This is a genomic window from Acinetobacter sp. YH12227 (genome assembly GCF_013417785.1).
In the GTDB taxonomy this organism is placed as follows: domain Bacteria; phylum Pseudomonadota; class Gammaproteobacteria; order Pseudomonadales; family Moraxellaceae; genus Acinetobacter; species Acinetobacter gandensis.
In genome coordinates, this window is sequence record NZ_VPDH01000001.1 from 36,768 (window position 1) to 61,805 (window position 25,038).

20 protein-coding genes, 6 tRNA genes and 3 pseudogenes are annotated in these 25,038 nt (G+C 41.9%); 14 read left to right on the forward strand and 15 right to left on the reverse strand.

The features are described from left to right. Positions 1–14: 14 nt before the first annotated feature. From coaE to pilB, 4 genes and pseudogenes are all read right to left on the reverse strand, one after another. A complete protein-coding gene (coaE, locus tag FTV09_RS00175) occupies positions 15–617 on the reverse strand; it encodes a dephospho-CoA kinase (protein ID WP_180056206.1) in 603 nt (200 codons plus the stop codon). Between the two features lie 9 nt (positions 618–626). Beyond that, entirely contained in the window at positions 627–1,487 is an 861-nt protein-coding gene (locus FTV09_RS00180) for an A24 family peptidase (RefSeq protein WP_180056207.1), read from the reverse strand. Next, positions 1,487–2,713, reverse strand: coding sequence for a type II secretion system F family protein (locus FTV09_RS00185; protein WP_180056208.1), 1,227 nt, complete (start codon positions 2,711–2,713; stop codon positions 1,487–1,489). Before FTV09_RS00185 ends, FTV09_RS00180 begins: the two co-directional genes overlap by 1 nt. A 32-nt stretch (positions 2,714–2,745) precedes the next feature. Then, positions 2,746–4,191, reverse strand: a pseudogene (gene pilB, locus FTV09_RS00190) (type IV-A pilus assembly ATPase PilB); the annotation flags it as partial. An 88-nt stretch (positions 4,192–4,279) separates the two neighbouring features. Between pilB and FTV09_RS00195 the strand changes: the two are divergent. Next, positions 4,280–4,684, forward strand: coding sequence for a transposase family protein (locus tag FTV09_RS00195; protein ID WP_180056209.1), 405 nt, complete (start codon positions 4,280–4,282; stop codon positions 4,682–4,684). A 37-nt stretch (positions 4,685–4,721) separates the two neighbouring features. Beyond that, positions 4,722–5,132 (forward strand): annotated as a pseudogene (locus FTV09_RS00200) (transposase family protein); the annotation flags it as partial. On the opposite strand, the pseudogene FTV09_RS18230 reads toward FTV09_RS00200, so the two are convergent. Beyond that, positions 5,126–5,407, reverse strand: a pseudogene (locus FTV09_RS18230) (type IV-A pilus assembly ATPase PilB); the annotation flags it as partial. The pseudogenes FTV09_RS00200 and FTV09_RS18230 sit on opposite strands and share 7 nt — an antisense overlap. A 275-nt stretch (positions 5,408–5,682) precedes the next feature. Between FTV09_RS18230 and tpiA the strand changes: the two are divergent. From tpiA to FTV09_RS00260, 12 genes are all read left to right on the forward strand, one after another. After that, on the forward strand, positions 5,683–6,474 hold the full coding sequence (gene tpiA, locus FTV09_RS00205) for a triose-phosphate isomerase (protein ID WP_180056210.1): 792 nt from the start codon (positions 5,683–5,685) through the stop codon (positions 6,472–6,474). Positions 6,475–6,487: 13 nt separating this feature from the next. Beyond that, complete coding sequence (gene secG / locus FTV09_RS00210; protein WP_067763070.1) at positions 6,488–6,817, forward strand: preprotein translocase subunit SecG; 330 nt, start codon at positions 6,488–6,490, stop codon at positions 6,815–6,817. A gap of 52 nt (positions 6,818–6,869) precedes the next feature. Next, positions 6,870–6,954, forward strand: a tRNA-Leu gene (locus FTV09_RS00215). A 48-nt stretch (positions 6,955–7,002) separates the two neighbouring features. Further along, positions 7,003–7,079: transfer RNA gene (locus FTV09_RS00220), tRNA-Met, on the forward strand. A 75-nt stretch (positions 7,080–7,154) separates the two neighbouring features. Continuing rightward, a tRNA-Met gene (locus tag FTV09_RS00225) sits at positions 7,155–7,231 on the forward strand. 59 nt (positions 7,232–7,290) lie between these two features. After that, positions 7,291–7,367, forward strand: a tRNA-Met gene (locus FTV09_RS00230). Positions 7,368–7,427: 60 nt separating this feature from the next. After that, positions 7,428–7,504, forward strand: a tRNA-Met gene (locus tag FTV09_RS00235). 90 nt (positions 7,505–7,594) lie between these two features. Continuing rightward, positions 7,595–7,671: transfer RNA gene (locus tag FTV09_RS00240), tRNA-Met, on the forward strand. 215 nt (positions 7,672–7,886) lie between these two features. Further along, positions 7,887–8,411 carry a ribosome maturation factor RimP gene (rimP, locus tag FTV09_RS00245; protein WP_180056211.1) on the forward strand — a complete coding sequence of 175 codons (525 nt, stop codon included), beginning with the start codon at positions 7,887–7,889 and terminating at the stop codon, positions 8,409–8,411. Positions 8,412–8,446: 35 nt separating this feature from the next. Next, the gene (nusA, locus tag FTV09_RS00250) at positions 8,447–9,931 is read left to right on the forward strand and encodes a transcription termination factor NusA (protein WP_180056212.1); all 1,485 of its coding nucleotides are present in this window, start codon (positions 8,447–8,449) and stop codon (positions 9,929–9,931) included. 10 nt (positions 9,932–9,941) lie between these two features. Next, positions 9,942–12,635, forward strand: coding sequence for a translation initiation factor IF-2 (gene infB, locus FTV09_RS00255; protein WP_067763061.1), 2,694 nt, complete (start codon positions 9,942–9,944; stop codon positions 12,633–12,635). After that, positions 12,635–13,042, forward strand: coding sequence for a ribosome-binding factor A (locus FTV09_RS00260; RefSeq protein WP_067763059.1), 408 nt, complete (start codon positions 12,635–12,637; stop codon positions 13,040–13,042). Before infB ends, FTV09_RS00260 begins: the two co-directional genes overlap by 1 nt. A gap of 228 nt (positions 13,043–13,270) precedes the next feature. On the opposite strand, the gene FTV09_RS00265 is transcribed toward FTV09_RS00260, so the two are convergent. The 10 genes from FTV09_RS00265 to FTV09_RS00310 form a co-directional block, all read right to left on the reverse strand. Further along, complete coding sequence (locus tag FTV09_RS00265; protein ID WP_067763057.1) at positions 13,271–13,672, reverse strand: Na+/H+ antiporter subunit G; 402 nt, start codon at positions 13,670–13,672, stop codon at positions 13,271–13,273. Between the two features lie 12 nt (positions 13,673–13,684). Further along, the gene (locus FTV09_RS00270) at positions 13,685–13,960 is read right to left on the reverse strand and encodes a monovalent cation/H+ antiporter subunit F (RefSeq protein ID WP_067763056.1); all 276 of its coding nucleotides are present in this window, start codon (positions 13,958–13,960) and stop codon (positions 13,685–13,687) included. Then, complete coding sequence (locus tag FTV09_RS00275; RefSeq protein ID WP_180056213.1) at positions 13,957–14,478, reverse strand: Na+/H+ antiporter subunit E; 522 nt, start codon at positions 14,476–14,478, stop codon at positions 13,957–13,959. Before FTV09_RS00275 ends, FTV09_RS00270 begins: the two co-directional genes overlap by 4 nt. A 1-nt stretch (position 14,479) precedes the next feature. After that, a complete protein-coding gene (locus FTV09_RS00280; RefSeq protein ID WP_180056214.1) occupies positions 14,480–16,288 on the reverse strand; it encodes a monovalent cation/H+ antiporter subunit D in 1,809 nt (602 codons plus the stop codon). Next, complete coding sequence (locus FTV09_RS00285) at positions 16,288–16,653, reverse strand: Na+/H+ antiporter subunit C (RefSeq protein ID WP_067763051.1); 366 nt, start codon at positions 16,651–16,653, stop codon at positions 16,288–16,290. Before FTV09_RS00285 ends, FTV09_RS00280 begins: the two co-directional genes overlap by 1 nt. A 1-nt stretch (position 16,654) precedes the next feature. Next, positions 16,655–19,495 (reverse strand): monovalent cation/H+ antiporter subunit A, encoded by a 2,841-nt coding sequence (locus tag FTV09_RS00290; RefSeq protein ID WP_180056241.1) that lies wholly within the window; start codon positions 19,493–19,495, stop codon positions 16,655–16,657. 349 nt (positions 19,496–19,844) lie between these two features. Beyond that, entirely contained in the window at positions 19,845–21,257 is a 1,413-nt protein-coding gene (locus tag FTV09_RS00295) for an AAA family ATPase (RefSeq protein WP_180056215.1), read from the reverse strand. 49 nt (positions 21,258–21,306) lie between these two features. Beyond that, entirely contained in the window at positions 21,307–22,809 is a 1,503-nt protein-coding gene (locus tag FTV09_RS00300) for a UvrD-helicase domain-containing protein (RefSeq protein ID WP_180056216.1), read from the reverse strand. A gap of 9 nt (positions 22,810–22,818) precedes the next feature. After that, positions 22,819–23,601, reverse strand: a complete 783-nt coding sequence (hisIE, locus tag FTV09_RS00305; RefSeq protein ID WP_067763043.1) for a bifunctional phosphoribosyl-AMP cyclohydrolase/phosphoribosyl-ATP diphosphatase HisIE — start codon at positions 23,599–23,601, stop codon at positions 22,819–22,821. A 97-nt stretch (positions 23,602–23,698) separates the two neighbouring features. Continuing rightward, positions 23,699–25,009, reverse strand: a complete 1,311-nt coding sequence (locus FTV09_RS00310) for an NAD(P)/FAD-dependent oxidoreductase (protein WP_180056217.1) — start codon at positions 25,007–25,009, stop codon at positions 23,699–23,701. Positions 25,010–25,038 lie beyond the last annotated feature (29 nt).

Consider the following 25,038-nt stretch of genomic DNA (forward strand, 5'->3'; position numbering starts at 1 on the left):
ACTGCTTTTTTATATCAGTGGATTTCAGCCTGAGCTAAATACTTAAGATGTAATGGTCGCAGTTGAGCATAGAGATGCTCTAAATGACCATCATTCAATACCACGTCATTGGCATGCTGAATTTTTTGCTCGCGTGGCATTTGAACTTGAATAATTTTTTTAATCTGTTCAACACTTTGTCCATCACGATTGGACGCGCGCTGAATTTGTAATTCTTCAGTGGCATCAATGAGCAGTATGTGATCAGTTAATTCATGTTGATTTGTTTCAAACAGGAGTGGCGATACCAAAATCACATACGCACTTTGTGCTGCTGCTAATTGTTCAATAATTGCAGTGCGAATTGCAGGATGGGTAATTTCCTCAAGTTTTTGCCGGGCAGACGGATCTTTAAAGATATGCTCGCGTAATGCAGAACGATTCAGTGCTCCATTTTCAAGAATTACCCAATCACCAAAGATGTGTCGAATTTGGACTAGAGCAGGCTGTCCGACTTCAACAACTTCACGTGCCACTATATCTGCATCTACAACAACAATATTCTGGGCTTCGAACCATTGGCTGGCAGCTGACTTACCGCTGCCAATCCCACCTGTTAATCCCAGAATAAAAGTCATCGTTTTACCTTATTGGCCTAAATAGATTTTCATAATTTGATCACCCCAAAGAAAAGCAATCCAACCCGCAATGGCAATATAGGGGCCAAAGGCGAATGGCTGATTTTCTTTACGGACTTTCAAGAGAATGATCCCGATAATGGCACCAACAAGCGAGGAGAGCAAGACAATCAGTGGAAGTAAAAACGGTCCCATCCATGCCCCAAGAGCTGCTAGCAACTTAAAATCACCGTAGCCCATGCCTTCTTTACCAGTAATAATTTTAAACAGGTAGTAAACAATCCAAAGACATAAAAAGCCAATAATATAGCCCCAAATTGATGAAGTTGGAGAGGTATAGATTGCGTAGCTATTAATACCTAAACCGAGTGCAGCAAGTGGTAGTGTATAACGGTCAGGGAGTAATTGAGTGTCAAAATCGATAAATGTGAGTGCAATTAGAACATACGTTAATACTAGACCAAATAACATCTGTAAGGTTGGTCCAAATACAGCGACAACAGTGATACCACAAATGGCTGTTAATAACTCAATGAGTGGATAGCGGATGCTAATTGGATTATGACAATCACCGCATTTTCCACGAAGGACGAGCCAACTAATGACAGGAATATTTTGATACCAATGAATCGGTGTCTGACATTTTGGACAAGTCGAATTGGGCTTACTTAGCGTGATTTTATTTTCATCAATGATTGGTTGTTCTGGGTGAAGGAAAAGTTGGCAATCAGTACGCCACTCTTGTTCCATCATTTTAGGTGTACGGTAGATCACTACATTGAGGAAACTACCAATACAAAGACTAAAAAGCCCAACCGCGATATACAGCGCAATTGGGGTGTTGATGAGGTAAGTTATTAATTCTTGCATTAAACCACAGAACCCATTTGGAAGATTGGAAGATACATTGCAATCACAAGGCCACCAACAAGCACACCGAGTACCGCCATAATTAATGGTTCCATCATTGATGTAAGACCATCAACGGCGTTATCTACTTCATTTTCATAATGCGTTGCAACTTTATCGAGCATAGCATCGAGAGCACCAGATTCCTCACCAATTGCGACCATTTGAATGGCCATTGATGGAAATTTATCCGTAACACGCATGGCAAATTGAAGTTGTTGGCCAGTTGCGACATCTTCACGAATTTTCATGACTGCAGTCTCGTATACGACATTGTTAGTTGCACCTGCTGTAGATTCCAGCGCATCAATGAGTGGTACACCTGCAGCAAAAGTAGTCGCTAATGTACGGCTATAACGAGCGATAATCGCCTTATAAACTAAATCACCAAAAATAGGGGCTTTGAGTGCTGCTTTATCTAAGAAGTCACGGAAGGCTTTGCTGCGTTTTTTTGTTTCCATAAAGCCCGCGATGACCGCACCAATACCGATGATCAGAAAGAACCAATATTTCTGCATCCATTCTGACATGTTGACGACCATTTTGGTAAAAGCAGGAAGATCTGCACCAAATGAACTAAAAAGATCTTGGAATACTGGTACAACCTTAACCATCAAAATGATAGTGACAATCACTGCTACAACAATGACTGCAGCAGGATATTTCATGGCTTTCTTAATTTTTTGCTTGAGCAATTCACTTTTTTCTTTATAAATCGCTACACGATCTAACATGGTTTCTAAAGCACCCGATTGTTCACCGGATTCAACCAAAGAGCAAAATAAATTGTCAAAATATTGAGGATATTTTCGCAGCGCACCCGCAAAGGTATTCCCCCCCTCGACCTCACCTTTGATGCCGAGCACAACTTCACGCATTGCTGGATTTTCTAAGCCTTCCGCAACAATTTCAAAACCTTGAACCAGTGGAACACCTGCTTTCATCATGGTCGCAAGTTGGCGAGTGAAGACGGTAATATCTAAAGTTGAGACTTTTTTCTTCATCAAACCTTCAAGAATGTTTTTACGCTTTTCCCGAATGGTTCGAATGGTAATACCTTGCTTACGTAAGGTCACTTTAGCCAAAGCCATGTTGCGAGAAGGCAATTCCCCTTTAATTTTTGCCCCTTTGCGATCTACACCTTCATAACTGAAGGTTGGCATCATCTGCGCTTTTTTTACAGCCATGAATTTATCCTTATTTTTAAATACTAATTCACTTACTCACTGGTTACACGATTGACTTCTTGAAGTGAAGTCACCCCCTGCATAACCTTAATTAAGCCTGAACGGCGTAAATTGTTAAAACCGGCTTTGTTAGAAGCTTCGGAAATTTGCAATGCATTTCCGTCTTCCATAATAATTTTTGAAATTTCAGGTGTGACCTTCATCACTTCATAAATACCGACTCGACCTTTATAGCCTTCGCGGCATTCAGAGCAACCAACGGGTTGATAAATTTTTAAATCTGGATTCGCTAAATCATCTTCAGTAAAGCCAAGTTCTAATAAACTTTGCTTTGGAATATCTACGGGTACTTTACATTGGCTACAAAGGCGTCGTGCAAGACGCTGTGCAATCACCAAATTGACAGATGTTGCAATATTAAATGACGGCACACCCATATTTCTAAGGCGTGTCAGTGTCTCTGGAGCACTATTGGTATGTAGCGTAGACATCACCATATGGCCGGTTTGTGCTGCTTTAATGGCAATTTCGGCAGTTTCTAAGTCACGAATCTCACCGACCATCACAATATCTGGATCCTGACGCAGGAATGACTTTAATGCGGCAGAGAACGTTAGCCCGACTTTATTGTTGACGTTAACTTGGTTAATACCTTCTAAGTTAATTTCGACAGGGTCTTCGGCAGTTGAAATATTGGTATCTTCACGGTTTAAAATATTTAAGCCGGTATAAAGTGAAACGGTTTTACCGGAACCTGTTGGGCCGGTGATCAGCAACATCCCTTGCGGTTTATCCAGTGCCTGCATAAACAATTCTTTTTGATCCGGTTCATAACCCAGTGCATCAATGCCGAGCATGGCGCTGGATGGATCTAAAATACGTAATACGAGTTTTTCACCAAATAGAGTCGGTAGTGAGTTAACACGGAAGTCAATTGCTTTACTTTTTGATAGTTTGAGTTTAATACGACCATCTTGCGGGACACGCTTTTCTGAAATGTCCATTTGCGACATCACTTTTAAACGTGATGCCAAGCGTGTTGCAAGTTGAAGAGGGGGATTGGTGATGGTACGAAGTACCCCGTCGACACGATAACGTACCCGATAGGTTTTTTCATACGGTTCGAAATGCAAATCTGATGCGCCCATACGAATCGCATCAACCAATAGTTTATTAATGTATTTAACAATTGGCGCTTCATCACCTGTTGCTTCTTCTTCATTTGATTCAGATGGATCAGCCATGTCTTGTTCTAAATCAAGATCAAAATCATCATCAAAATCAAAGGTACTTTCTTCAGCAAAATTTTGCTCGATTAACTTTTCGAGTTTGTCATGCTCAACAATAATGGTTTCAGTATTCAGCTTGCTGCCGAAGCGAATAGCATCTACTGCTTCTACATTGGTTGGATTGCTGATTGCAACAAATAGCAGGTTGCCATGTTTGAAAATCGGTAAAATACGATGCTTGGTAATCAGTAGACTTCCGTCATAAATCAAAAAACGTACAATTTATTTGATCTTAAAGTAATCAGCAAAATTATTTAATTCAAGGGATAATCCTTGGATGAAATTCAAAGATATTCAAAAATTATCAGACGTTAAGTTTCGTAGGCTTACCGGTGTTAGTTGGGCTACATTTAACCTCATGTTGGCCGAGCTAAATAAGCAGTTACCTTATCATATTGGTAAAGGACGACCGCATAAATTACCGTTGGAAGATCGTTTGCTCTTATGTATAGAATATTGGAGAGAATATCGAACATTTTTCCATCTTGGTATGAGTTACGGTGTATCTGAAACGAGTGCAATTCGTATCACACGTGTTATTGAAGATACCTTAATCCGTTCTGGAAAATTCAACTTGCCAAAACAACTTCCTAATCGAGATGAAGTGGATTGGGAAGTTGTTGTGATTGATGCCACTGAAATATTAGTTCAACGTCCAAAAAAAACAGAAGAAATGGTATAGCGGTAAAAAAAAGCGACATACCTTTAAATTTCAGCTATCTATGCACTATACAACAGGTGAAATACTGAGTGTATGTGGAAGTCATGGAAGCATGCATGATTTTAAAATATTTAAAAAAAGCATGAGGAAATTAAAATTTAAGCCCTTTTTTATCGTTGATAAGGGGTATTTAGGGATAAAGAAATTGGGTTTTGGATGCCTCATGCCATCTAAAGCAAAGAAAACTGAAAAACTAGATTCTGAATTAAAAAAGTTAAATAAAGAGATTGGTCGTAGACGAATTCAAGTAGAGCATGTATTTGGAAGGATGAAATGTTTTAAGATTTTATCTTGTGTATATAGAAATCGTCGTAAACGATTAAACCTGCGGTTTAATTTACTTGCTGGCATATACAATTTAGATTGGGTGAAAGATAAACAATTAAATTGGTTAAAAAATGATTTATGAAGGAAGTCTAGTTTGTCTTCAAACTCATCACGAATAATCAAAGCGGTGTCATAGGTTGAAATATCAAAAACAGGTTCACCGAACTCCATTGAAATGGTTTCGGCGATTGTGCGGGGAGAAAGCTGATATTCATGAATCAAATGTGGCACGATATCTTGCTTGGCTTTTTTTGCATTTTGCAATGCAGCCTGCATTTTTTCAGCCGATAGATGTCCCTCATCAACTAAGCGACGAACAAACCCCGTAAATCTTGGTGAACCTTGAACTGCAGTCATGCTTTTGTGTGCCTATGCGTCAGTCTGTTTATAATTGGTATAGTAAAATTATACTTTTGTTGCATAAAAATACCATATCTGAAAGTGTTGTCACTAGCTAAGAATTGGTTAAAAGCATGAACCAGTCCTTAAATCAGCCTAATTATTTTACAGAAATGATGAATGGCTTAAGTCACTTAGCGCAAATGTGACGCTAAAAATATGGAAAATTATCTTCAAAAAAATGATTTACGTGTAGAATGTGCCCGATTTCATCTTTGTTATGTGGGATAGATATGTCGGGTTCGACGATTACGCCTTGGGTTGTTGGTAACTGGAAAATGAACCCAATGCAGGCCGATGCCAGCGCGCTTCTTCAAAATTTTAAACAATTATTGAATAATCAAAATATTGCAGAAGAAAATTGTCATATTGGTATTGCACCAGTGGCGATTGCATTGACGGCTGTGCGTGATTCGCTGCAACAGGCAAATCGTACTATTTTGACAGTTGCGCAAGATGTTTCACGGGTTGCAGGCACAGGCGCATATACAGGCGAGATCAGTGCTGAATTGTTAAAAGACAATGCGATTGACTTTGTACTGGTAGGTCATTCTGAGCGCCGTGAAATATTCGCTGAACAACCGCAAATATTGAATGAAAAAGTAAAAAATGCTTTAAATGCAGGGCTAACTGTCATTTACTGCGTGGGTGAAAGTCTTGAGCAGCGTGAAGCTGGGCAGGCAGAGCAAGTGGTCTTGCAACAAATTTGTGATATTGCTGCAGTAGTAAATGCAGAGCAATGGAAAAATATTGTGGTTGCTTATGAGCCTATTTGGGCGATTGGAACGGGGAAGACAGCTTCTCCTGAAGATGCTCAAGCAATGCACGCAAAAATTCGTCAAGGTTTAAGCCAAATCACCGCAGAAGGCCAAAATATGGCAATTTTATACGGTGGTAGTGTTAAGCCTGAAAATGCAGTAGAGTTGGCAGCCTGTCCAGATATCAATGGTGCACTGGTCGGCGGTGCATCACTCAATGCTGAGTCTTTTTATAAAATTGCTCAAGCATTTGCAAATACAAAATAATTAGGAGTTCAGCATGCATACGTTTGTGCTGGTGGTACATATTATCTTAGCTGTATTAATGATCGTGCTGATTTTAGTTCAGCATGGTAAAGGCGCAGATGCAGGTGCATCTTTTGGTGGTGGCGGTGCTGCGACTGTGTTTGGTGCATCAGGTTCGGGTAATTTTATGACCCGTTTGACTGCGATTTTGACGGCACTTTTCTTTGTGACCAGTCTAACGCTTGCGGTGTTTGCAAAAAAACAAACCACCGATGCATATAGCTTAAATGCGATTTCTTCAGCACCAACTGCGCCTGCAAAAGTGGCTGAAACTTCGCCAACTGCACCAAAAAGTTCTGAATAATTTATTTAGACCTTTCTTTTTTGACGTGTTGCGACTAGAATGCGTCACAGCTGCGGTGGTGGTGGAATTGGTAGACACGCTACCTTGAGGTGGTAGTGCTTTCGGGCGTGGGGGTTCAAGTCCCCCCTTCCGCACCAACTTATGAATCCAGAATATAAGTTGGTGTATGCAGCGAACTCTGTTGATGCGGGATGGAGCAGTCTGGTAGCTCGTCGGGCTCATAACCCGAAGGTCGTTGGTTCAAATCCAGCTCCCGCTACCAATCAATTCTATTTTAAAGACGCAAACTTTTTAATGGGCAGCTTTTAAAGCTGAGAGAACTATTTGTTTTTGTTGTTGCGGGGTGGAGCAGTCTGGTAGCTCGTCGGGCTCATAACCCGAAGGTCGTTGGTTCAAATCCAGCCCCCGCTACCAATCTTATATAGTCACAATCTATATAAGCAGTTTTTAACTGAAGATTATTGTGATGTTGTTGCGGGATGGAGCAGTCTGGTAGCTCGTCGGGCTCATAACCCGAAGGTCGTTGGTTCAAATCCAGCTCCCGCTACCATTCTTATATAGTCACAATCTATATAAGCAGTTTTTAAACTGAAAATTATTGTGATATTGATGCGGGATGGAGCAGTCTGGTAGCTCGTCGGGCTCATAACCCGAAGGTCGTTGGTTCAAATCCAGCTCCCGCTACCAATCCTCTGAGATGCAACTCAGTGGAGCAATCATTTAGCTTGTTTTAGATTGAAAATGGCGAATGAATTGTATATAATTTTTGCATGTTGATGCGGGATGGAGCAGTCTGGTAGCTCGTCGGGCTCATAACCCGAAGGTCGTTGGTTCAAATCCAGCTCCCGCTACCAAGTTTCTAAAAAGAGGCTCACAACTAGGTGGGCCTTTTTGCACAGTGGGCTTTGGTTTTCTGTGTAATAATGGGGCGATTACGCCCTTTTTTATTGGCTATCGTGTAGTGTCGACAGTATTTTGGTCAAACCGTCATGTTTCACTACTACTATAGTTTTCATCGGTCAGTAGTGGTCATCTCGACCATCGAATCGCGCAAATTTGACGAGAGTAAATGAAGCTATCAAATAAAACTCAAGCACTTCAGGACTTAATTGCCCCAGCTGTGCAAGCATGTAATGTGGATCTTTGGGGGATTGATTTTCAGCCTCAAGGTAAACGTTCTCTATTACGTATTTACATCGACCGCGAAGATGCTGAAACCACTGAGCCTGTCTTAAATGAAGACGGTGAAGTGGAGCAGGGTCGTGGTATTGGTGTGCAAGACTGTGTACGTGTAACTCAGCAAGTGGGTGCAATGCTTGATGTGCATGACCCAATTTCGGGTGAATATGCACTTGAAGTGTCTTCACCTGGCTGGGATCGTCAATTTTTCAAATTGGAACAAATGACAGCGTATATTGGTCAACAAGTTGCGCTTCGTCTGATTAGTGCAGTGGAAAATCGTCGTAAATTCCAAGCAAAACTTGTATCTGTCGATCTTGAAAATGAAATGATTCAAGTGGAAGTAGAAAAAGAGCAAGTATTGGAAATCGACAGTCACAACATCGATAAAGCAAATTTGATCTACCAAGATTAATTCAATAAAAAAGAATCTGAACGAATAGGTGACTTATGGCTCGTGAAATTCTTACCGTAGTAGAAACGGTTAGTAACGAAAAAGGTGTAAGTCGTGATGCAATTTTTGAAGCACTTGAACAAGCTTTAGTTGCAGCGACTAAGAAGAAATTCTACGAGGGTACTCACTCGGAAGAAGCTCGTCTACGTGTAGAAATCGATCGTAAAACTGGTGATTACAGTACTTTCCGTCAATGGGAAGTGGTTGCCGATGAAGATCACGAAATGCCAGCATGCCAAGATGCGATCTCTGATGTAGATCCTGCAAAATGGGCAATTGGTGATATTCGTGAACTTGAAGTTGAGTCAATTGACTTCGGTCGTATTGCTGCACAAATTGCAAAACAAGTAATCGTTCAAAAAATTCGTGAAGCAGAACGTGCGTTAATTGCTGATGCTTACGAATCTAAAGTGGGCGAATTAATTTACGGTGAAGTGAAAAAGCAAACTAAAGACGGTTTCATTATCGACTTAGGTGACAATGCTGAAGCTTATCTTGCGCGTGAAGAAATGATCGCAAAAGAAATTTTACGCCCTAAACAACGTGTAAATGCGATTTTGTTTAACGTAAACCGTGAAGGCCGTGGCGCTCAGCTATTACTTTCTCGTTCTAAACCAGAAATGCTAATTGCATTGATGAAGAAAGAAATTCCTGAAATTGCTGAAGAAATCATTGAGATTAAGGCTGCTGCACGCCAACCTGGCGTTCGTGCTAAAATCGCTGTGAAAACAAACGATCACCGTATTGATCCTGTAGGTGCATGTATTGGTATGCGTGGTACACGTATCCAAGCTGTTCAATCAGAGTTAAATGGTGAGCGTATTGATGTTGTTGTATGGTCTGATGATCCAGCTCAATATATCGCAAGTGCTTTAGAGCCAGCAGATGTATCAGGCATTGTGATCGATGAAGAAGAGCGTACAGCTGATATTATCTTCGCAACGAGTGATCAGCTTGCTCGTGCGATTGGCTCACAAGGTCAAAACGTACGTTTAGCGTCTGAGTTGACTGGTTATAAGCTCAATATGATGCTTGAAGATGAGTATCACGCACGTCAACAAAACGAAGCACAACAATATTTAGATATGTTTGTGTCTCGTCTTGATATTGCGGAAGACTTGGCGATTGCATTGGTTGAAATGGGCTTCACATCACTTGAAGAAATTGCTTATGTTCCTGCGGAAACATTCGACGAAATCGAGTTAGATGCTGAAACTGTTGAAATGCTTCAAGGTCGTGCGAAAGAAATTGCATTGGCTGATGCACTACAACAACAGGAAAACATCCAAGAGCCAAGCGCTGAGCTTGCTGCGATGGAAGGTGTGACAAAAGAAATCGCATATGCGCTAGCCGCTCGTGGTGTGATAACTGTAGATGATCTTGCAGATCAGGCAACTGACGATATCTCTGATATTGAAGGTTTGGGTGCTGAGAAAGCAGGTCAACTCATTATGAAAGCGCGCGAATCATGGTTTAACTAGGAGGTAATATATGACGGACAAGTCGATAAATGAGTTAGCTCTTAGCGTGGGTCGTCCAGTTGAGAAGCTACTGGAACAGGTTCGTGATGCAGGTTTACCGCAAAGTAAACCTGACGATATTATCTCCACTGAACAACAAAATGCCCTCGTTAACCATTTGAAAAAAGTTCATGGTCAGGATGCGGGCAATGCAGGACAAATCACGTTGAAACGTAAAACTACCAGTACTGCTAAAGTTGCGAGTACATCGGGTAAGGCAAAAACGATTAATGTAGAAGTGCGTAAAAAGCATACATTCGTTAAGCCAGATCCTGAACAGATCAAAGCTGAAGCATTAGCGAAAGCACAAGCTGAACAAACTGCCCGTGCACAAGTTGAGCAAAAACCTGCTGCGAAAGCTGAAGAAGTGAAACAACCTGTATCTAAAGCTAAACAAGCTTTAGAAGCAATGCGTGCTGCTGCGAAGCAAGAACACGCGAAACAGGAAACGCCTAAAGCTGCAGTTGTTGTTAAACGTAAGTCAAACAACAAACCAATTACCAAGCCTGTTGAAACTTTAGAGCAGAAAAAAGCACGTGAAGCGCAAGCTGCTCAGTTAAAAGCTGTAGAAGAAGCTGCACGTCGTAAATCTGCTGAAGAAGCACAGCAACGTACGCTTGAGCAAATGCGTCAAATGGCATCTAAGTATTCTTCTGAAGATTCAACTGCAACCATTCGTGTTGTAGATGATTCTCCGCTTGCTGCAGGCCTTGTAGGTCAGGCATATGAAGATTCATTTGCGAAAGAAGACCGTGAAATTAAACGTGGTACAAACACTAACAATTCACGCTCACCGAAAAAAGGCAGTCGTCGTGGTGAAGAGCAATCTTTCCGTGATAACTCACATAAACGTGGTTTGAAAACAAGTCAAGCGAACAAGCATGGCTTTGAAAAACCAGTTAAAAAACAAGTTTATGATGTTGAAATTGGTGAAACAATTGTTGTTGCTGACTTAGCTGCGAAAATGGCGGTTAAAGTTCGTGAAGTTATCAAATCACTGATGAAAATGGGTGAATTGGTTACTCAGAACCAAGCGATTGACCAAGAAATTGCTGCATTAATCGTAGAAGAAATGGGTCATAACCCAGTTCTTGTATCTGATACACAAGCAGAAGATAACTTACTTGAAGCTGCTGAAGAAGCGCGTGGTGCTCAATCTACACGTGCGCCAGTGGTTACAATCATGGGTCACGTTGACCATGGTAAGACATCGCTTCTTGACCGTATTCGTCGTGCTAAAGTGGCACAAGGCGAAGCAGGTGGTATTACACAGCATATCGGTGCTTACCACGTTACAACGGACAAAGGTATCATTACTTTCCTAGATACTCCGGGACACGCAGCATTTACTGCAATGCGTTCACGTGGTGCGAAAGCAACTGATATCGTTGTTCTAGTTGTTGCAGCGGATGATGGTGTAATGCCACAGACTGCTGAAGCAATTGATCATGCGCGTGCAGCGGGTACACCTATCATTGTTGCTATCAACAAGATGGATAAAGAATCTGCTGATCCAGATCGCGTATTGAACGAATTGACTGCTAAGCAAATCGTACCTGAAGAATGGGGTGGTGACGTTCCTGTAGCGAAAGTTTCTGCTCACTCTGGTCAAGGTATTGATGAACTTCTTGATTTGATTTCAATCCAAGCTGAAATGCTTGAGTTGAAAGCATCTGAAGAAGGTGCAGCACAAGGTGTTGTTATTGAAGCACGTGTTGATAACAGTCGTGGTGCGGTTACATCAATCCTTGTACAAAACGGTACATTGAAAGTGGGTGATTTAGTCCTTGCTGGTGCATCTTATGGTCGCGTTCGTGCGATGACAGATGAAAACGGTCAACGTATTAAATCTGCAGGTCCTTCGATTCCAGTAGAAATCTTAGGTCTTCCAGAAGCACCTATGGCTGGTGACGAAGTTCTTGTTGTAAGCGACGAGAAAAAAGCACGTGAAGTTGCCGATGCGCGTATGGATCGTGAACGTCAAAAACGTCTTGAGCGTCAATCTGCAATGCGTCTTGAAAATATCATGGCGTCTATGGGCAAGAAAGATGTGCCTATTGTGAACGTGGTTCTGAAGACTGACGTACGCGGTACATTAGAAGCACTACACGTGGCACTTGCTGAACTTGCGACTGACGAAGTTAAAGTACGTATTATTGGTTCAGGCGTAGGTGCAATCACTGAGTCTGATGTAACACTTGCTGAATCTTCTGAAGCAGTTCTGCTTGGTTTTAACGTTCGTGCGGACAACGCTGCGCGTCAAAAAGCAGATGCAGATAGCATTGACATTCGTTACTACTCAATCATCTATCAATTGATTGATGACGTGAAAGCCGCGATGAGTGGTAAATTAGCACCAGAACATCGTGAAACGATTCTGGGTGTTGCTGAAGTACGTGAAGTGTTCCACTCAAGTAAATTCGGCGCTGCTGCTGGTTGTATGGTACTTGAAGGTACATTACACCGTAATAAACCGATTCGCGTATTACGTGATGACGTGGTTGTATTCCAAGGTGAGCTTGAATCTCTTCGTCGCTATAAAGAAGTGGTTGAAGAAGTTCGTGCCGGTATGGAATGTGGTCTTGCGGTGAAAGGTTATAAAGACATCAAAGCACAAGATAAGATCGAAGTGTACGATGTTCAATTAATTAAACGGAGTCTTTAATGGCGGGTAGTCAACGTCTGAAGCGTATGGCGGATACAGTACAACGTGAGTTGTCAGAACTGATCCGTCAGGAGCTGAAAGATCCACGCTTAGGTGGTCTTGTGACCATCTCTGCTGTGAAGGTGAGCCCAGACTTAGGATATGCCGAAGTTTATGTAACCGTGATGGGTCGTGAATTAGGTGATGAACAAAGTGAAACGGCAAACAAAGAAACTTTAGATGTTTTGAATAAAGCATCTGGTTTCTTACGCCATGAACTTGGTCATCGCATTAAGACACGTATTACGCCGCGTTTGCGTTTCCATTACGACAAAACAAATGCTTATGGCAACTACATGTTTGGTCTAATTGCTGAAGCTGTGAAGGATCTACCTCCAGCTGAAGACGCAAAAAAAGATGATGAATAATTCAGATTTCTGAATGTTAAAAAAGCCACCTTCGGGTGGCTTTTTTGTTGCTGTATTCGTTTTAAAATGTATAAGCTAGGACATTGATGTTGAAGATCATCATTTAAAATAGGTGACTGAATTATTCAATTTATCAAGAAACTTAGAGCGCATGTAAAAGAATAAGCTGTTCAAATCTTCATCACGAAGATTAATGAATTTATTTATCAAAAAAAATATGATCTGGTCTTATGCTAGATCATCAGGTTTTGAGTTGGCTTTTTGATGGAAAGCGCGTCGTCGTGTACGTTGCCATGGTAAAGGACGATTTAAGGCTTCAGGTGCATCACCACTTAAAGAACGTAAACGTAAATGCAACGCTGCTTGTGCTATAAGATTTGCAGATACTGGTGCAGTGATAAATGCAAAAAGAGTAATCAACAGTTCAGCAAAGCCGAAACGTCCTTGAAACGCAGCATAAATAATTGCAGCAATTAAGAAGCTACCTAGTCCAAGCGTACTCGACTTAGTGGGTGCATGTAGACGCATGAATAAGTCGGGCAAACGAACCATACCAATACCGCCGACTAACATAAAGAACGCACCAATAATCAAAAAGATAGATACGATAATTTCCATAATCAATTGCATATTCGCGTGCTCCTAGTCGATGACATGGCCAGTGGTAAAGTAACGAGCCAACGCAGCAGTTGAAACGAAACCAAGCATAGCTACAAGTAATGCACCTTCAAACATAGATGTGCTGGCCCAGTAAATACCGAGGATGACAATTAAACAGGTTGCATTTAAAAAGAGAGTATCCAATGCCAAAAGACGGTCGACGATAGAGGGACCCATCACCAGTCGAATTAAGCACAGCAACATAGAGATCGTTATTGCAACCATACAGATGCCGAGAGCATAAGGTAAAAAGGTCATGCGGATTCTCCGGTGTCGACACCAAAAATTTGGATCAAAGGTTGCTCATAACGGGCTTTAATGGTTTGAATTTCAGCATCAGGATCATCGGTACTCAAAGCGTGGACAAGGATGTCACCACGGTCTTGGTCAATCCCCGCAGAAACAGTGCCAGGTGTAGTGGTAATAATCATCGCTAGTAAAGAGTTGACTTCTTCGTGTTGGGTATCTAAAGGAACGCGAAACCATTTTGGATGAAGTTTATTTGTCGGCCCAAGCACCAATTTCGCTACATGAATATTGCTGACAATAATATCCCACAACACCACAAAAAATAATTTGCTGGCAGCCAACCAATTAATATTTGGTGTGTGATCAATGAAAGGGCGCACTAAACGTGGAATAACCACAGCTAAGAGTAAAGCCATACATATTGTAGCGGCATCTAAGCTATGCGCTAACATGACCCAGCTCGCACCAACCATCACTGAAACCAAGGGATGGGGGAACCATCGATTCAGCACAGAAATTTTAGCCATATTAAGGTGCCTCCATTGGTTTTAGTTGAGTATCGTCAGGTTGTTGTTCTTCCGCATCTTGTTCCAAAATCTGACGTTGTTTGTACTCAGAAAGATGTTCACCTTTTAATGTTTCTGGTGAGATTAACACAGGGATTAAGTGCGCATTTGGATCCGCTGATTCACCGCCATACTTGGTTTCAGGTAAATTTTCAGGATCATAAGGTTGAACACTAATGACTTCGCCTTGTTCATCTTTTTTCAATAACAAATCTTCATACAATGCATTGTTTTGAATTTGCTGTGCGGTCTTTTGGGTGTAGTCATAAATCGGTGTAGCAAAGACCATATAGGCAATCAGACCAGCTAAGAGTAAATAAATGGTCTTATCATTACGTAACGGTGCTCGATTTGGTAAAGCTTGGTAGCGTTGATATTCCTCAGTATTTTCATCTTCTTCGGGGCGGGTTGCGCGCCAAAATAAAACGAAACCAACACGTGTGAAAGCCATAATGCTTAATAGGCTTACCAATAAAATACACAGAATAATGATGATTTGGTACGGTGAATTTGCTGTTGCTTGCAAGATAAATACTTTGCCTAGGAAGCCACTAAATGGCGGTAGGCCCGCCATCATCAGAGCAATAATGAAATAGCACATTGCAACAGCATTATGTTGTTTCATTCGTGGTGCAATTTTAAAGTGATCTTTAAATTCACCGCGTTGCGAGGTAATCCAGCCGGATAAAATATAAAATGCCGCAGCAATCACGGTACTGTGAATTAAATAATATAGACCGGCAGCCCATGCATCCGTATTGAATAGTGATACCGCCACTAAAATAGTACCGACTGAAGACAAAATCATAAAGCCGACAAAGCGACGTAAACGATCTGTACCGATGGCGCCATAAGCACCATACAGTGATGTAATTAAACCAATTGGTAATAACCATCGCTGTAAAATTTCACGACTTAAAGCATCATCGAACACAGTACCGTTAACACGAATAATGGCGTAAATGCCGACTTTGGTCATGATGGTAAACAGTGCGGCTACAGGGGTTGTAGCAACAGCATAAGTTTTTGGTAACCACAGACCGACAGGAAGCATGGCTGCTTTAATACCGAATACGATAAATAGCAGCAGTGCGCCTGCTACGGCCAATCGATGTTGATCTGATTCAAGCAGCGGCATTAATCGTGCAACATCGGCCATATTCAAACTGCCAACACTGCCATAAATCATGCCGAGGCCAATCAAGAACAGGGCAGAAGCAAATAAGTTAATGGTGACGTAATGAATGCCTAACTGAAAGCGTGCTTTGCCTTGTCCATGCAGCAAAAGGACATAGGAAGCCATCAGTAAAATTTCAAAAAATACAAACAGGTTAAATAAATCGCCTGTTAAGAATGCACCGCAGAGACCCATCAAAAGAAAATGGCACATGGCATGGAAATAACGTCCACGTTCATCCCATTCTTTGCTGGCAAACCACATCACTGGTACAGCCAGTGTGTAGGTTAGTACCAACATAAATGCCGATAATCGATCTAGTACCAGTACAATGCCAAATGGTGCAGCCCATTCACTCAGGTTATAAACCAAAACTTGATCCGACTCAGCAATAACGAGATAACTAATAGCCGTGATCAGACCGAGTAATCCAGAAACATAGCTAATACCACGACGCCAAGGTTGACGCCAATCATGTGCCAAAGAGCCGGAACCTGGATTGCCTAACAACACCAAAATAAATGCAGTGAAGGCAGGAATTAGAATACTAAAAATGGGGCTATGTGTAGTCCAAAATTGGATGAGATTAGTCATTAAGGCTCATCCTCCCGTGGGTCGATCTGCGGTATTTCTTCTTTTGAATCAACGTGGTCTGTTCCAGTTTCATAACGACTGCGTAACGCAAGCTGTACAATAAAGGCGGTAGTGGCAAAACCAATTACGATTGCGGTTAATACCAATGCTTGTGGTAAAGGGTCGGTTGCTTTGGTTGTTTCGGTCAAAACGGCTGGCGCATTCACGGTGATTCGTCCCATCACAAATAAGAACAAATTTACAGCATAGCCAATCATGGCAAGTCCGAGCACCACGGGAAATGTACGCGCACGAAGAATAAGATATACGCCTGTTGCAGTTAAAAGCCCAATGGCAGAGGCAAGTAAAAATTCTAAACTAATCATTTTATTCCCCTCTTGGTACTGGACCAGACATGCTCGAGTGACGCGAGTCGCCTAATACTGAGATCATTAACATGGTCGCACCGACCACTGTAATGTAAACACCTGTATCGAATAGTGCGGCAGATGCTAAATGCATTTCACCCAAAATAGGCGGTGAGACATAGATATGTGCACTGGTCAGGAATGGACGTCCCCATAGCCATGCGGCGATCCCTGTTAGTCCCGCAACTGTTAGGCCAATGCCAATCCAAACTTCATATAAGCGACCAGACTTGGCACCAATCAGCTGCTCTGCACGGTCTTGACCGAGCGCGATATATTGAATGACCAATGCCAATGAGGTGATTAAGCCAGCAATAAAACCCCCGCCGGGTAAGTTATGGCCGCGTAGGAAAATATATAAACTTACCACCAAAGCCAGAGGTAAAATCCATGATGAGGTGATACGAAACATCAGTGGCGAAGGATTAAATCGGAAAGTTAAACCTTGAGTAATCGTTGTGCCATGGGCACGCATACCATCCATCATGCACAATGTTCCAATTGCAGCGATGCCAAGTACGGTAATTTCTCCGAAGGTATCGAAGCCACGGAAATCGACCAAAATAACGTTAACTACGTTGGTACCACCACCCAGTGGAATCGATTGTTGCATGAAGAACCACGAAATTGAATTGTGGTCACGGGTCATAATTAACCATGAAATCCATGCAATCCCTAAACCAGCAATGATTGCAATGATGGCATCTCGCCAACGACGAGAGACACTCGACTCATACGGGGTGAGTTGTGGTAATAAAGACAAACTCATCAACAACAACACAGTGGTGACCACATCAACGGTAATTTGTGTCAAAGCCAAATCAGGCGCAGAGAAACAAATAAAGACCATGGTCACGACAAGGCCAACCGCACCACTAATCAGTACGGCTTTAATGCGTTCATGGTGGAACCACAACATCATCCAGCATGCAGAGAAGAGTAATAACCAGAGTACGATTGCTATAGCAGAGGCATGGGTTTGTTCACGTGTTCCTGTGCCGATGCCTTGCATCCAAAATGGCACGGTAACTAATGCGACAGTAAAAATCACGATCCACAATAAATAGCTTTGTAATTTGCCATTTTCCGTAAAACGACGGAATTTACGTGAGGTCAGCAATAAGTGCTTAAGGAACAGTTCGAATAAGACTTTGCCTTGGAGCTTTCCAAGCGAAGGGTCTAAATCAATTTTGCGTAATTTGCCATTTTTTGCGAGTGAGAAATAGAAAATCAATCCACCAATAAGGGCAATTGCGCTCATCAATAAAGGAGTATTAAAGCCATGCCAAATCGCTAAATGTGTACCTTCAAAGGCAGCATTTTGAATGCTCGCACGGGTACTGCTATTGACAATATTTTCAAGTAATAGGGCAGGGGCTAAACCAACTAAAATGCAGAGTATTGCGAGCAGCGTTGCAGGTGCACGCATGCCAAAAGGTGGCTCATGTGCATCTTTATTTGGAACTTCTTTACCCAAAGGGCCATCGAAGAATACGCCATGGACAAGGCGCACTGAATATGCCACAGCAAAAATACCGGCAAATGTCGCAACGATGGCAGAAATGACCATTACTGGGCCAGAAAGATTAGCCAAAAGTTCCGTAAAGAACATTTCTTTAGAAAGAAAGCCGTTGGTGAGCGGGACACCTGCCATTGATGCAGCGGTAATCATGGTTAAGGTTGCTGTAAACGGGAGCAGTTGCCATAAGCCTGAAAGCTTACGTAAATCGCGTGTGCCTGACTCATGGTCAATGATCCCTGCAATCATAAACAAGGCAGCTTTAAACGTTGCATGGTTAATGATGTGGAATATCGCGGCAGCAACGGCTAGCGGTGATCCAATACCGAGCAAGCAAACAATTAAACCTAAATGACTAATCGTTGAATAAGCGAGTAAGCCTTTTAAATCTTCTTTAAAAATAGCAAAGAAGGCTGCCATACACAGCGTAAATAAACCAATAAAGGTGACGATGTTGTGGTAAAGCGCTGCACCTGCAAAAATAGGGAGCAATCGCGCTAATAAAAAGATACCGGCTTTGACCATCGTTGCAGAGTGTAAATAGGCAGATACTGGCGTTGGTGCAGCCATGGCATTCGGTAGCCAAAAATGGAATGGGAACTGCGCACTTTTGGTGAATGCACCCATTAAAATCAGCAATAAGGTCGGTACAAATAAAGCATGTTGTTGGATTTCAGCGCCCATCGTTAAGATTTGGTCGATTTGATAAGTGCCTGTGATTTGTGCCAAAAGCACAAAGCCACCCAACATACATAAGCCGCCCATGCCTGTGATAGTTAATGCCATGCGCGAGCCGCGCTGTGCGGCTTCGTAGTTGCTCCAATACCCCACCAATAGGAAGGATGAAATACTGGTCAGTTCCCAGAAAATAAGTAATAAAATTAAATTATTAGACAATGAAATGCCGAGCATGGCTGCCATAAACAGCATGAGCAAAACATAAAGTTTACTGAGTGAATTTTTGGGGCTTAAATAATAGTAGGCATAAATAAAAATAAGCGTGCCGATGCCAGTAATCAACAGTGAAAATAGTAAACCTAAAGCATCGAGTCGAAAGCTAAAATCAATCCCAGCTTGGCTTAACCATGGCCAAGTTTGAATGATCGTTTGCCCATTAAATACGTCTTTGGCTTGGGTCAGAAGTAAAATAAGACTGCTGAGGCTAACGCCAATCGCCCCGAAAGCGACTACCCCGCGAGAGAATTGCTTCAACCACGAGACAAGTGTTGTGCCCAGTATTAACGGTAACAATATAATAATCGGTAGCACACTCGTATCCATTGTCATGATTAGGTTGTGAAACCTAGGTGAATCTCATCTTTCAAGGATTACAGGACAGCAAGGAGCAGTCCAAAAATTCAATCTTGAAAGCCATGTGTGTCAAAAAAATTAAAAGCAAGCTGTGTTGCGCAGCTTGTGAAACGATAGCAAATTCCGATGTTACTATGAAATTTGCAAATAAAACCGATCATATTACATGCGTAAAACAACATCAATCTTTTTATGATGCACATGACGATTATACGCCTACGAAAAATGTCTGGGGCTTAGCCTTGGACATATTGTTTATTTAGGCGGCAATTAGTTTAACTGTTTTGTTGGGGTTGAAATAATGTCATTGTGTTATTGATCAGAGCGTTTGGGGAGTGGTTTGGTCCCCAGCTTGCGTTAATAATCGAATGAGTTCTTGTTGCTGAGATTCAGATAATTGAGTTTGAATTTGTTGCAGTATATTTTGCAGATTTTCAGTTGAATGTTGCGGTTCTTTTAATTCGACACTCGCAGCTTTGTCATCATTTTCTTTGGCTTCAATGTGATCCACTTGGTCGAGCTTTAATTGTTGATAAATTAGCTCATAGGTTTCCTGCATTTTCTCAGGTTTAATGCGATTGAGTTTTTTATTGACCAAATGCAGACATTGAAAGCGAGAAGCTTGTTCCAATAATTCAGGTCGATTACCAGTGGCAATGATTTGTAAGCGTGGGAAAGCCTCATTCAATCGTGTCAGAATACTTTGCGCCATATTTTGGTCGAGCTGATGATCAATCGCATCAATCAATAAAATACCGTCACCTTCTTGGCAAGGATATAGACTGTGTGGATTGAGCAAACACATACGGCGGACGATATCACCAACTAATGCGACTAGGTTACGAATGCTATTTGAAAGTTGTTGGAACAACATTTCTTTACCTTGATAAGTCACCATCATCTGCAATTTGGGATGATATTGCAGATAAATATTACTGATTTCGGGCAATACCATTTGCAGGGCTTGTTTCAGTGAACGTAAAGCAGGGGCGTGCAATTCAGCTTGCGCTTGCTTGAGCTTTTGGCTAAAGAAACCAGTGGTTTCATTGCTTTGTTCTTGTACGGCACTTTTATGATTGAGAAGGTCTTGAATGAGTTGTGCACTTTGTGCATTTTCAATATCAGAAATTTCACGAAACCACTCGAAAAAACGAATAAATGTGGTAAACGGAATCGCAGATATCTCATAAGCATGTGCAGCTTGAAAAATGGCTGGGTTATTTTTATTGAGAATATTGATGTCATTTACAAATCGCTCAGCAGGATAGTAGGCAATTAATGGTAGTCCAAGCAATGGGTCTGCCTTTAATGCCTTTTGATATAAACTCACCATACTTTCGAGTTGCTGTGTTTCGACTTTACTGATGCCAACCGCTTGGCTATTTAAGGTTTTATACAATTGCCATGAACAGGCTTGTGGGTCGATTTCTTGTTGGTCACTTGAGGGTTGAAAAGAGCCAATTTCTTCGGGAAAGTGAACCTGAATATCGAGTTTAGATTGTAAGCGCGCCAACATTATATCTTGATCGAGCATGACTACGCCTGCGGTACGTAAGTCTTTATAGCGCGCAGCAAACCATGTGAGCGCTTGATAGCTAAAACGTAATAGAGAGGTTTTCCCTGAGCCTTGATCACCCAAAATTAAAGTAATCGGGAGATCGTGATAATTAAAATTAAGTTTGATGTCAGTAAAATGTAGGGTGTGCTTAAGTTGGATTGAATCTATTTTCATAATGCACCTTTTACTGACTTATTGTCTATTCACCTTTTTATACATCATATCAGCTGACGGCTTGAGCTAAGGACTTGGGCATTTGTCGTTTTAAATGCTGCACCAAATCATAAATATGATGGATATTTAAGCTTACTTTAGCACGTGTGCAGGCAACGTAAAGTAATCGTAACTCTTCGTCACTAATTTTATAGTCTTTTTCATTTAGCTTAAATTGGTAGTCATCTTCAATATGCACACGATCCCATTCCAAACCTTTGGCTTTATGTGCAGTCGAAATGATGTAATCAGCTTGATCAATTGGGGTAATTTTCGCTAATGCTTTTTTGAGCGGATCTGTACCGTGATCGTCGACCAATTTCACCAAGGGCTTAATGTCACTACCATCATTGGTTTCGCAGTATTCATGTACATCATGCCATGAGTTAAACCATGCCAATTCAGGTACATCGACCACACGCTTGCCTTGTTTTAGCATCGCGGCTGCATCAACAAAACGATTTAATCGTGCATGATCGGCTTGTAGACTTACTTTCTCGCCTTTGACTAATCCTGCTAAGAGTAATTCCATGGCACGTGCATTGGTGCGACATAAAATAGCATCCCGCATTTTGGTGTGGGGCTTGTTGACCACTTTGGAATTGACATGTGGATTGCCAAGTAAGGGCACTGTCTCATTGAGTGCGCCTAGCAAGGCATTGGCGTTAAAAGCAATTTCTTCACCAAAACGAAATGATGTCGTTAAACGAGACTCGGGTAAGGGTAATTGCTGCATCGCGTTGACAGCGCCACGCCATGCATAAATTTGTTGGTGTGCGTCACCGACATAAATAACTTGGGTATTACGTTGTTTAAGTAAAATTCCCAGCATTAATGGATCAGCGTCTTGTGCTTCATCAAACAAGACATAATCGGCGGGAATATTCGGTTCAGACAAAGCCCATAATTTTAGGTAAATATCATGACCAATCCCTGCAGCATGATTTGGATCAATGGATTCGAGCCAACGTCGTTCTACAGCTGGATATAAATGTTTTTGTAATTCAGTAATATCATCTGGATGTAACCAACTCGGCGCTTGTAAATGGCGTGGAGCTGGGTACTGTGAACTGGTGGAGCAGAAATAACTCACAGCATTAGCCACCAAACTAGCAAGGCGTGACGGCATCAACACATATTTTTCATAGCGTCCACCCATCATGCGACGTAAGGTAATTGGGCTAAGACGATATTCTTTGGCAATAAAACTTGGGCTTAAACGGGGTAAGCGTAGTTTATCCGTCACTCCACGTGGAACACTGCGATAGGCCAAAGAGTGGAATGTACGACAGTCAACATGGTTGTGAAAACGGTTTTGTGCCTCAGTCGCAATGGCTTTATTGAATGCCAAGTACATACCACGCCGCTGCGGCATGGCATCACTGATCATTTGCAGTGTGGTGGTTTTACCTGTGCCAGCATAGGCAATCACTTTAAAAGATTTGCCCAAGCGTGCGTTATCTATGGCAGTTGCTTGCTCATAGGTGGCGGCCGGTTTCTTAATATCTGACACAGGCAAGACTTAGTGACTACGGTTGGCTTTTTCAACCAAACCTGATAAGCCTTGACGGCGTGCCAATTCATTTAACACCAATTGAGGGTCGAGGTCGAAGTAACCTAACATCACAATGGTATGGAACCATAAATCAGCCACTTCATAGATCAAATCATTTTTATGATCTTCGTTGGCTTCATTTTTAAAGTCTTTGGCAGAAATAATGGTTTCAACACTTTCTTCGCCGACTTTTTCTAAAATCTTGTTTAGGCCTTTATGGTACAACTTCGCCACATAAGATGAATCTGGATCCGCTTTTTTACGCTCCGCCATCATCTGACCTAGGTATGACAGAACATCTACTTGCTCTGAAGTCGCATTTGAGGCATTCATAGCAAGCGTATGTGGATTTGTTGATTTCTCACCATAAATTTGGCTTGGGTCTTTAATTTGTGCATCCACAATTTCCCAGCCATTTGGTGTCAATTTGCGATAGAAGCAAGATTCACGACCGGTGTGGCAGGCGATACCACCATGCTGCTCAATTTGTAGAATGATCACATCCGCATCACAGTCTAAGCGGATTTCATGTACAGTTTGAAAATGACCAGACTCTTCGCCTTTGTGCCATAACTTATTGCGTGAACGTGAGAAATACACTGCTTGGTTTTTCTCAGCAGTCAGCGCTAAAGCTTCACGGTTCATCCATGCCACCATCAACACACGACCTGTTTGATGATGCTGTGCAATAGCAGGCACTAAGCCTTGTTCGTTAAATTTTACTTCATCGAGCCATTGCACGTTGTTCATGAGAATTTCACCAAATAATATTCAAAAATTAAAAAGCTACAATGTCAGTAGCAACCCCATAGTGTAAGCCATCGTGTCTTTGATGGGGAGTTAAATCTTAATCAAATTTTAAATCGACAAGTAGCTCGTTGGTCTGAATGATGGGTCTACGCGCAATATCAGCATAATTCATTTGTCCAAATGCGCCTGTTTTTAGTCCTGAAATGGTGATGGCTATTTCTTTACGGAAAAAAGGCAGTTGATACATGGTGCGAAAAGAAAGGTCACGTACGGGGCCCGTCCAAGTATGATTCGACTGATAAAATGGTGTTAGTAAGCGACTAAAAAATTGATAAAAACGAACCGATGACAGGCGCAGTTCATGATAATGCTGCCAAAGCGCTTCGTGGTTAAATAGCTGATTATTCTGACTTGTTTTTAGTACGGCCTGGCTGATCGCCCATGCATCTAGTAAAGCCATATTGGCGCCTTGTCCAAGTTGAGGGCTCATGGCATGTGCTGCGTCACCCATTAGACCAATTCGACCCTCGCCAAGTTTACTTAAAACCACATCACGATAGTTGGCCGATAGCCAAGCTTGCTTATGATCTGCATGTGGAATGCGATGCTCTAACCATTCGGCTACTTTAGGCCAATGTTTTGAAACATCATGTAGCCATTGTTGTTGCTGCTTCGGTGTTTTTAGAAAGCTTTCAAGTTGATTACTTGGCAAACTCCAAAAAATACTCGAGAGTCGCTGTTCCGGCTGACTCGGAACAGCTCCTGTGGGCATCACACCCATCATGATGTTCGAGCGATGATAGAACTGATGTAGAATTTGAGGGTTAAGTACTTCACATTCCGGCACAATAATCCACTTGGCACCCCATGGATAAGGCTTATTTAACTTAACCCATGTCTGTGGCCGAAGTTGGCTACGTGCGCCATTGGCGATCAGTACCAAATCACAACGGTGGGTGAATGAATAGCCCTGAGTTGTTCCAATTAAACTGACGCTATCATCTCGTTGCTCTAACTCAGCAATCTCGTGCTGCATATGCCATTCGATATGATTAGTATATTCACGGGCTTTGGACTCGAGTACATGACATAAAGTGGCACGGTGAATCCCTAAACCATAGAAACGTGGATCTGCTTGTTTATAATGGCTATTAATCAGCAAATCACCGCCAGAAATTTGGCCTTCTAAACCGCTGACCATCGTACCCAGTGTAAGAGCATGTTCTAACACACCCAGATGTTCAAAAACGGCGAGTCCAGCGGGTTGTAACAGTAATCCTGCACCAACAGGCTCAAGTTCACTGACTTTTTCATACAGATGGATGTGATGACCTTGTGCTGCTAGGAGTGATGCAGCAGCTAAACCTGCCGTACCTGCACCAATAATAGCAATATTTAGATTTTTCATTCTTTTGATCGAGTTAAGTCATTATTTTA

What these genes read in the sequence shown, in the direction of transcription:
- FTV09_RS00265 (WP_067763057.1), bottom strand. Translation starts at nt 13,672, where the DNA reads ATGCAATTGATTATGGAAATTATCGTATCTATCTTTTTGATTATTGGT.
- FTV09_RS00310 (WP_180056217.1), bottom strand. Translation starts at nt 25,009, where the DNA reads ATGAAAAATCTAAATATTGCTATTATTGGTGCAGGTACGGCAGGTTTA.
- FTV09_RS00280 (WP_180056214.1), bottom strand. Translation starts at nt 16,288, where the DNA reads ATGACTAATCTCATCCAATTTTGGACTACACATAGCCCCATTTTTAGT.
- FTV09_RS00285 (WP_067763051.1), bottom strand. Translation starts at nt 16,653, where the DNA reads ATGATTAGTTTAGAATTTTTACTTGCCTCTGCCATTGGGCTTTTAACT.
- rimP (WP_180056211.1), top strand. Translation starts at nt 7,887, where the DNA reads ATGAAGCTATCAAATAAAACTCAAGCACTTCAGGACTTAATTGCCCCA.
- coaE (WP_180056206.1), bottom strand. Translation starts at nt 617, where the DNA reads ATGACTTTTATTCTGGGATTAACAGGTGGGATTGGCAGCGGTAAGTCA.
- tpiA (WP_180056210.1), top strand. Translation starts at nt 5,683, where the DNA reads ATGTCGGGTTCGACGATTACGCCTTGGGTTGTTGGTAACTGGAAAATG.
- FTV09_RS00290 (WP_180056241.1), bottom strand. Translation starts at nt 19,495, where the DNA reads ATGGATACGAGTGTGCTACCGATTATTATATTGTTACCGTTAATACTG.
- FTV09_RS00195 (WP_180056209.1), top strand. Translation starts at nt 4,280, where the DNA reads ATGAAATTCAAAGATATTCAAAAATTATCAGACGTTAAGTTTCGTAGG.
- FTV09_RS00180 (WP_180056207.1), bottom strand. Translation starts at nt 1,487, where the DNA reads ATGCAAGAATTAATAACTTACCTCATCAACACCCCAATTGCGCTGTAT.
- FTV09_RS00270 (WP_067763056.1), bottom strand. Translation starts at nt 13,960, where the DNA reads ATGACCTTTTTACCTTATGCTCTCGGCATCTGTATGGTTGCAATAACG.
- FTV09_RS00185 (WP_180056208.1), bottom strand. Translation starts at nt 2,713, where the DNA reads ATGGCTGTAAAAAAAGCGCAGATGATGCCAACCTTCAGTTATGAAGGT.
- FTV09_RS00275 (WP_180056213.1), bottom strand. Translation starts at nt 14,478, where the DNA reads ATGGCTAAAATTTCTGTGCTGAATCGATGGTTCCCCCATCCCTTGGTT.
- FTV09_RS00260 (WP_067763059.1), top strand. Translation starts at nt 12,635, where the DNA reads ATGGCGGGTAGTCAACGTCTGAAGCGTATGGCGGATACAGTACAACGT.
- FTV09_RS00295 (WP_180056215.1), bottom strand. Translation starts at nt 21,257, where the DNA reads ATGAAAATAGATTCAATCCAACTTAAGCACACCCTACATTTTACTGAC.
- nusA (WP_180056212.1), top strand. Translation starts at nt 8,447, where the DNA reads ATGGCTCGTGAAATTCTTACCGTAGTAGAAACGGTTAGTAACGAAAAA.
- infB (WP_067763061.1), top strand. Translation starts at nt 9,942, where the DNA reads ATGACGGACAAGTCGATAAATGAGTTAGCTCTTAGCGTGGGTCGTCCA.
- hisIE (WP_067763043.1), bottom strand. Translation starts at nt 23,601, where the DNA reads ATGAACAACGTGCAATGGCTCGATGAAGTAAAATTTAACGAACAAGGC.
- secG (WP_067763070.1), top strand. Translation starts at nt 6,488, where the DNA reads ATGCATACGTTTGTGCTGGTGGTACATATTATCTTAGCTGTATTAATG.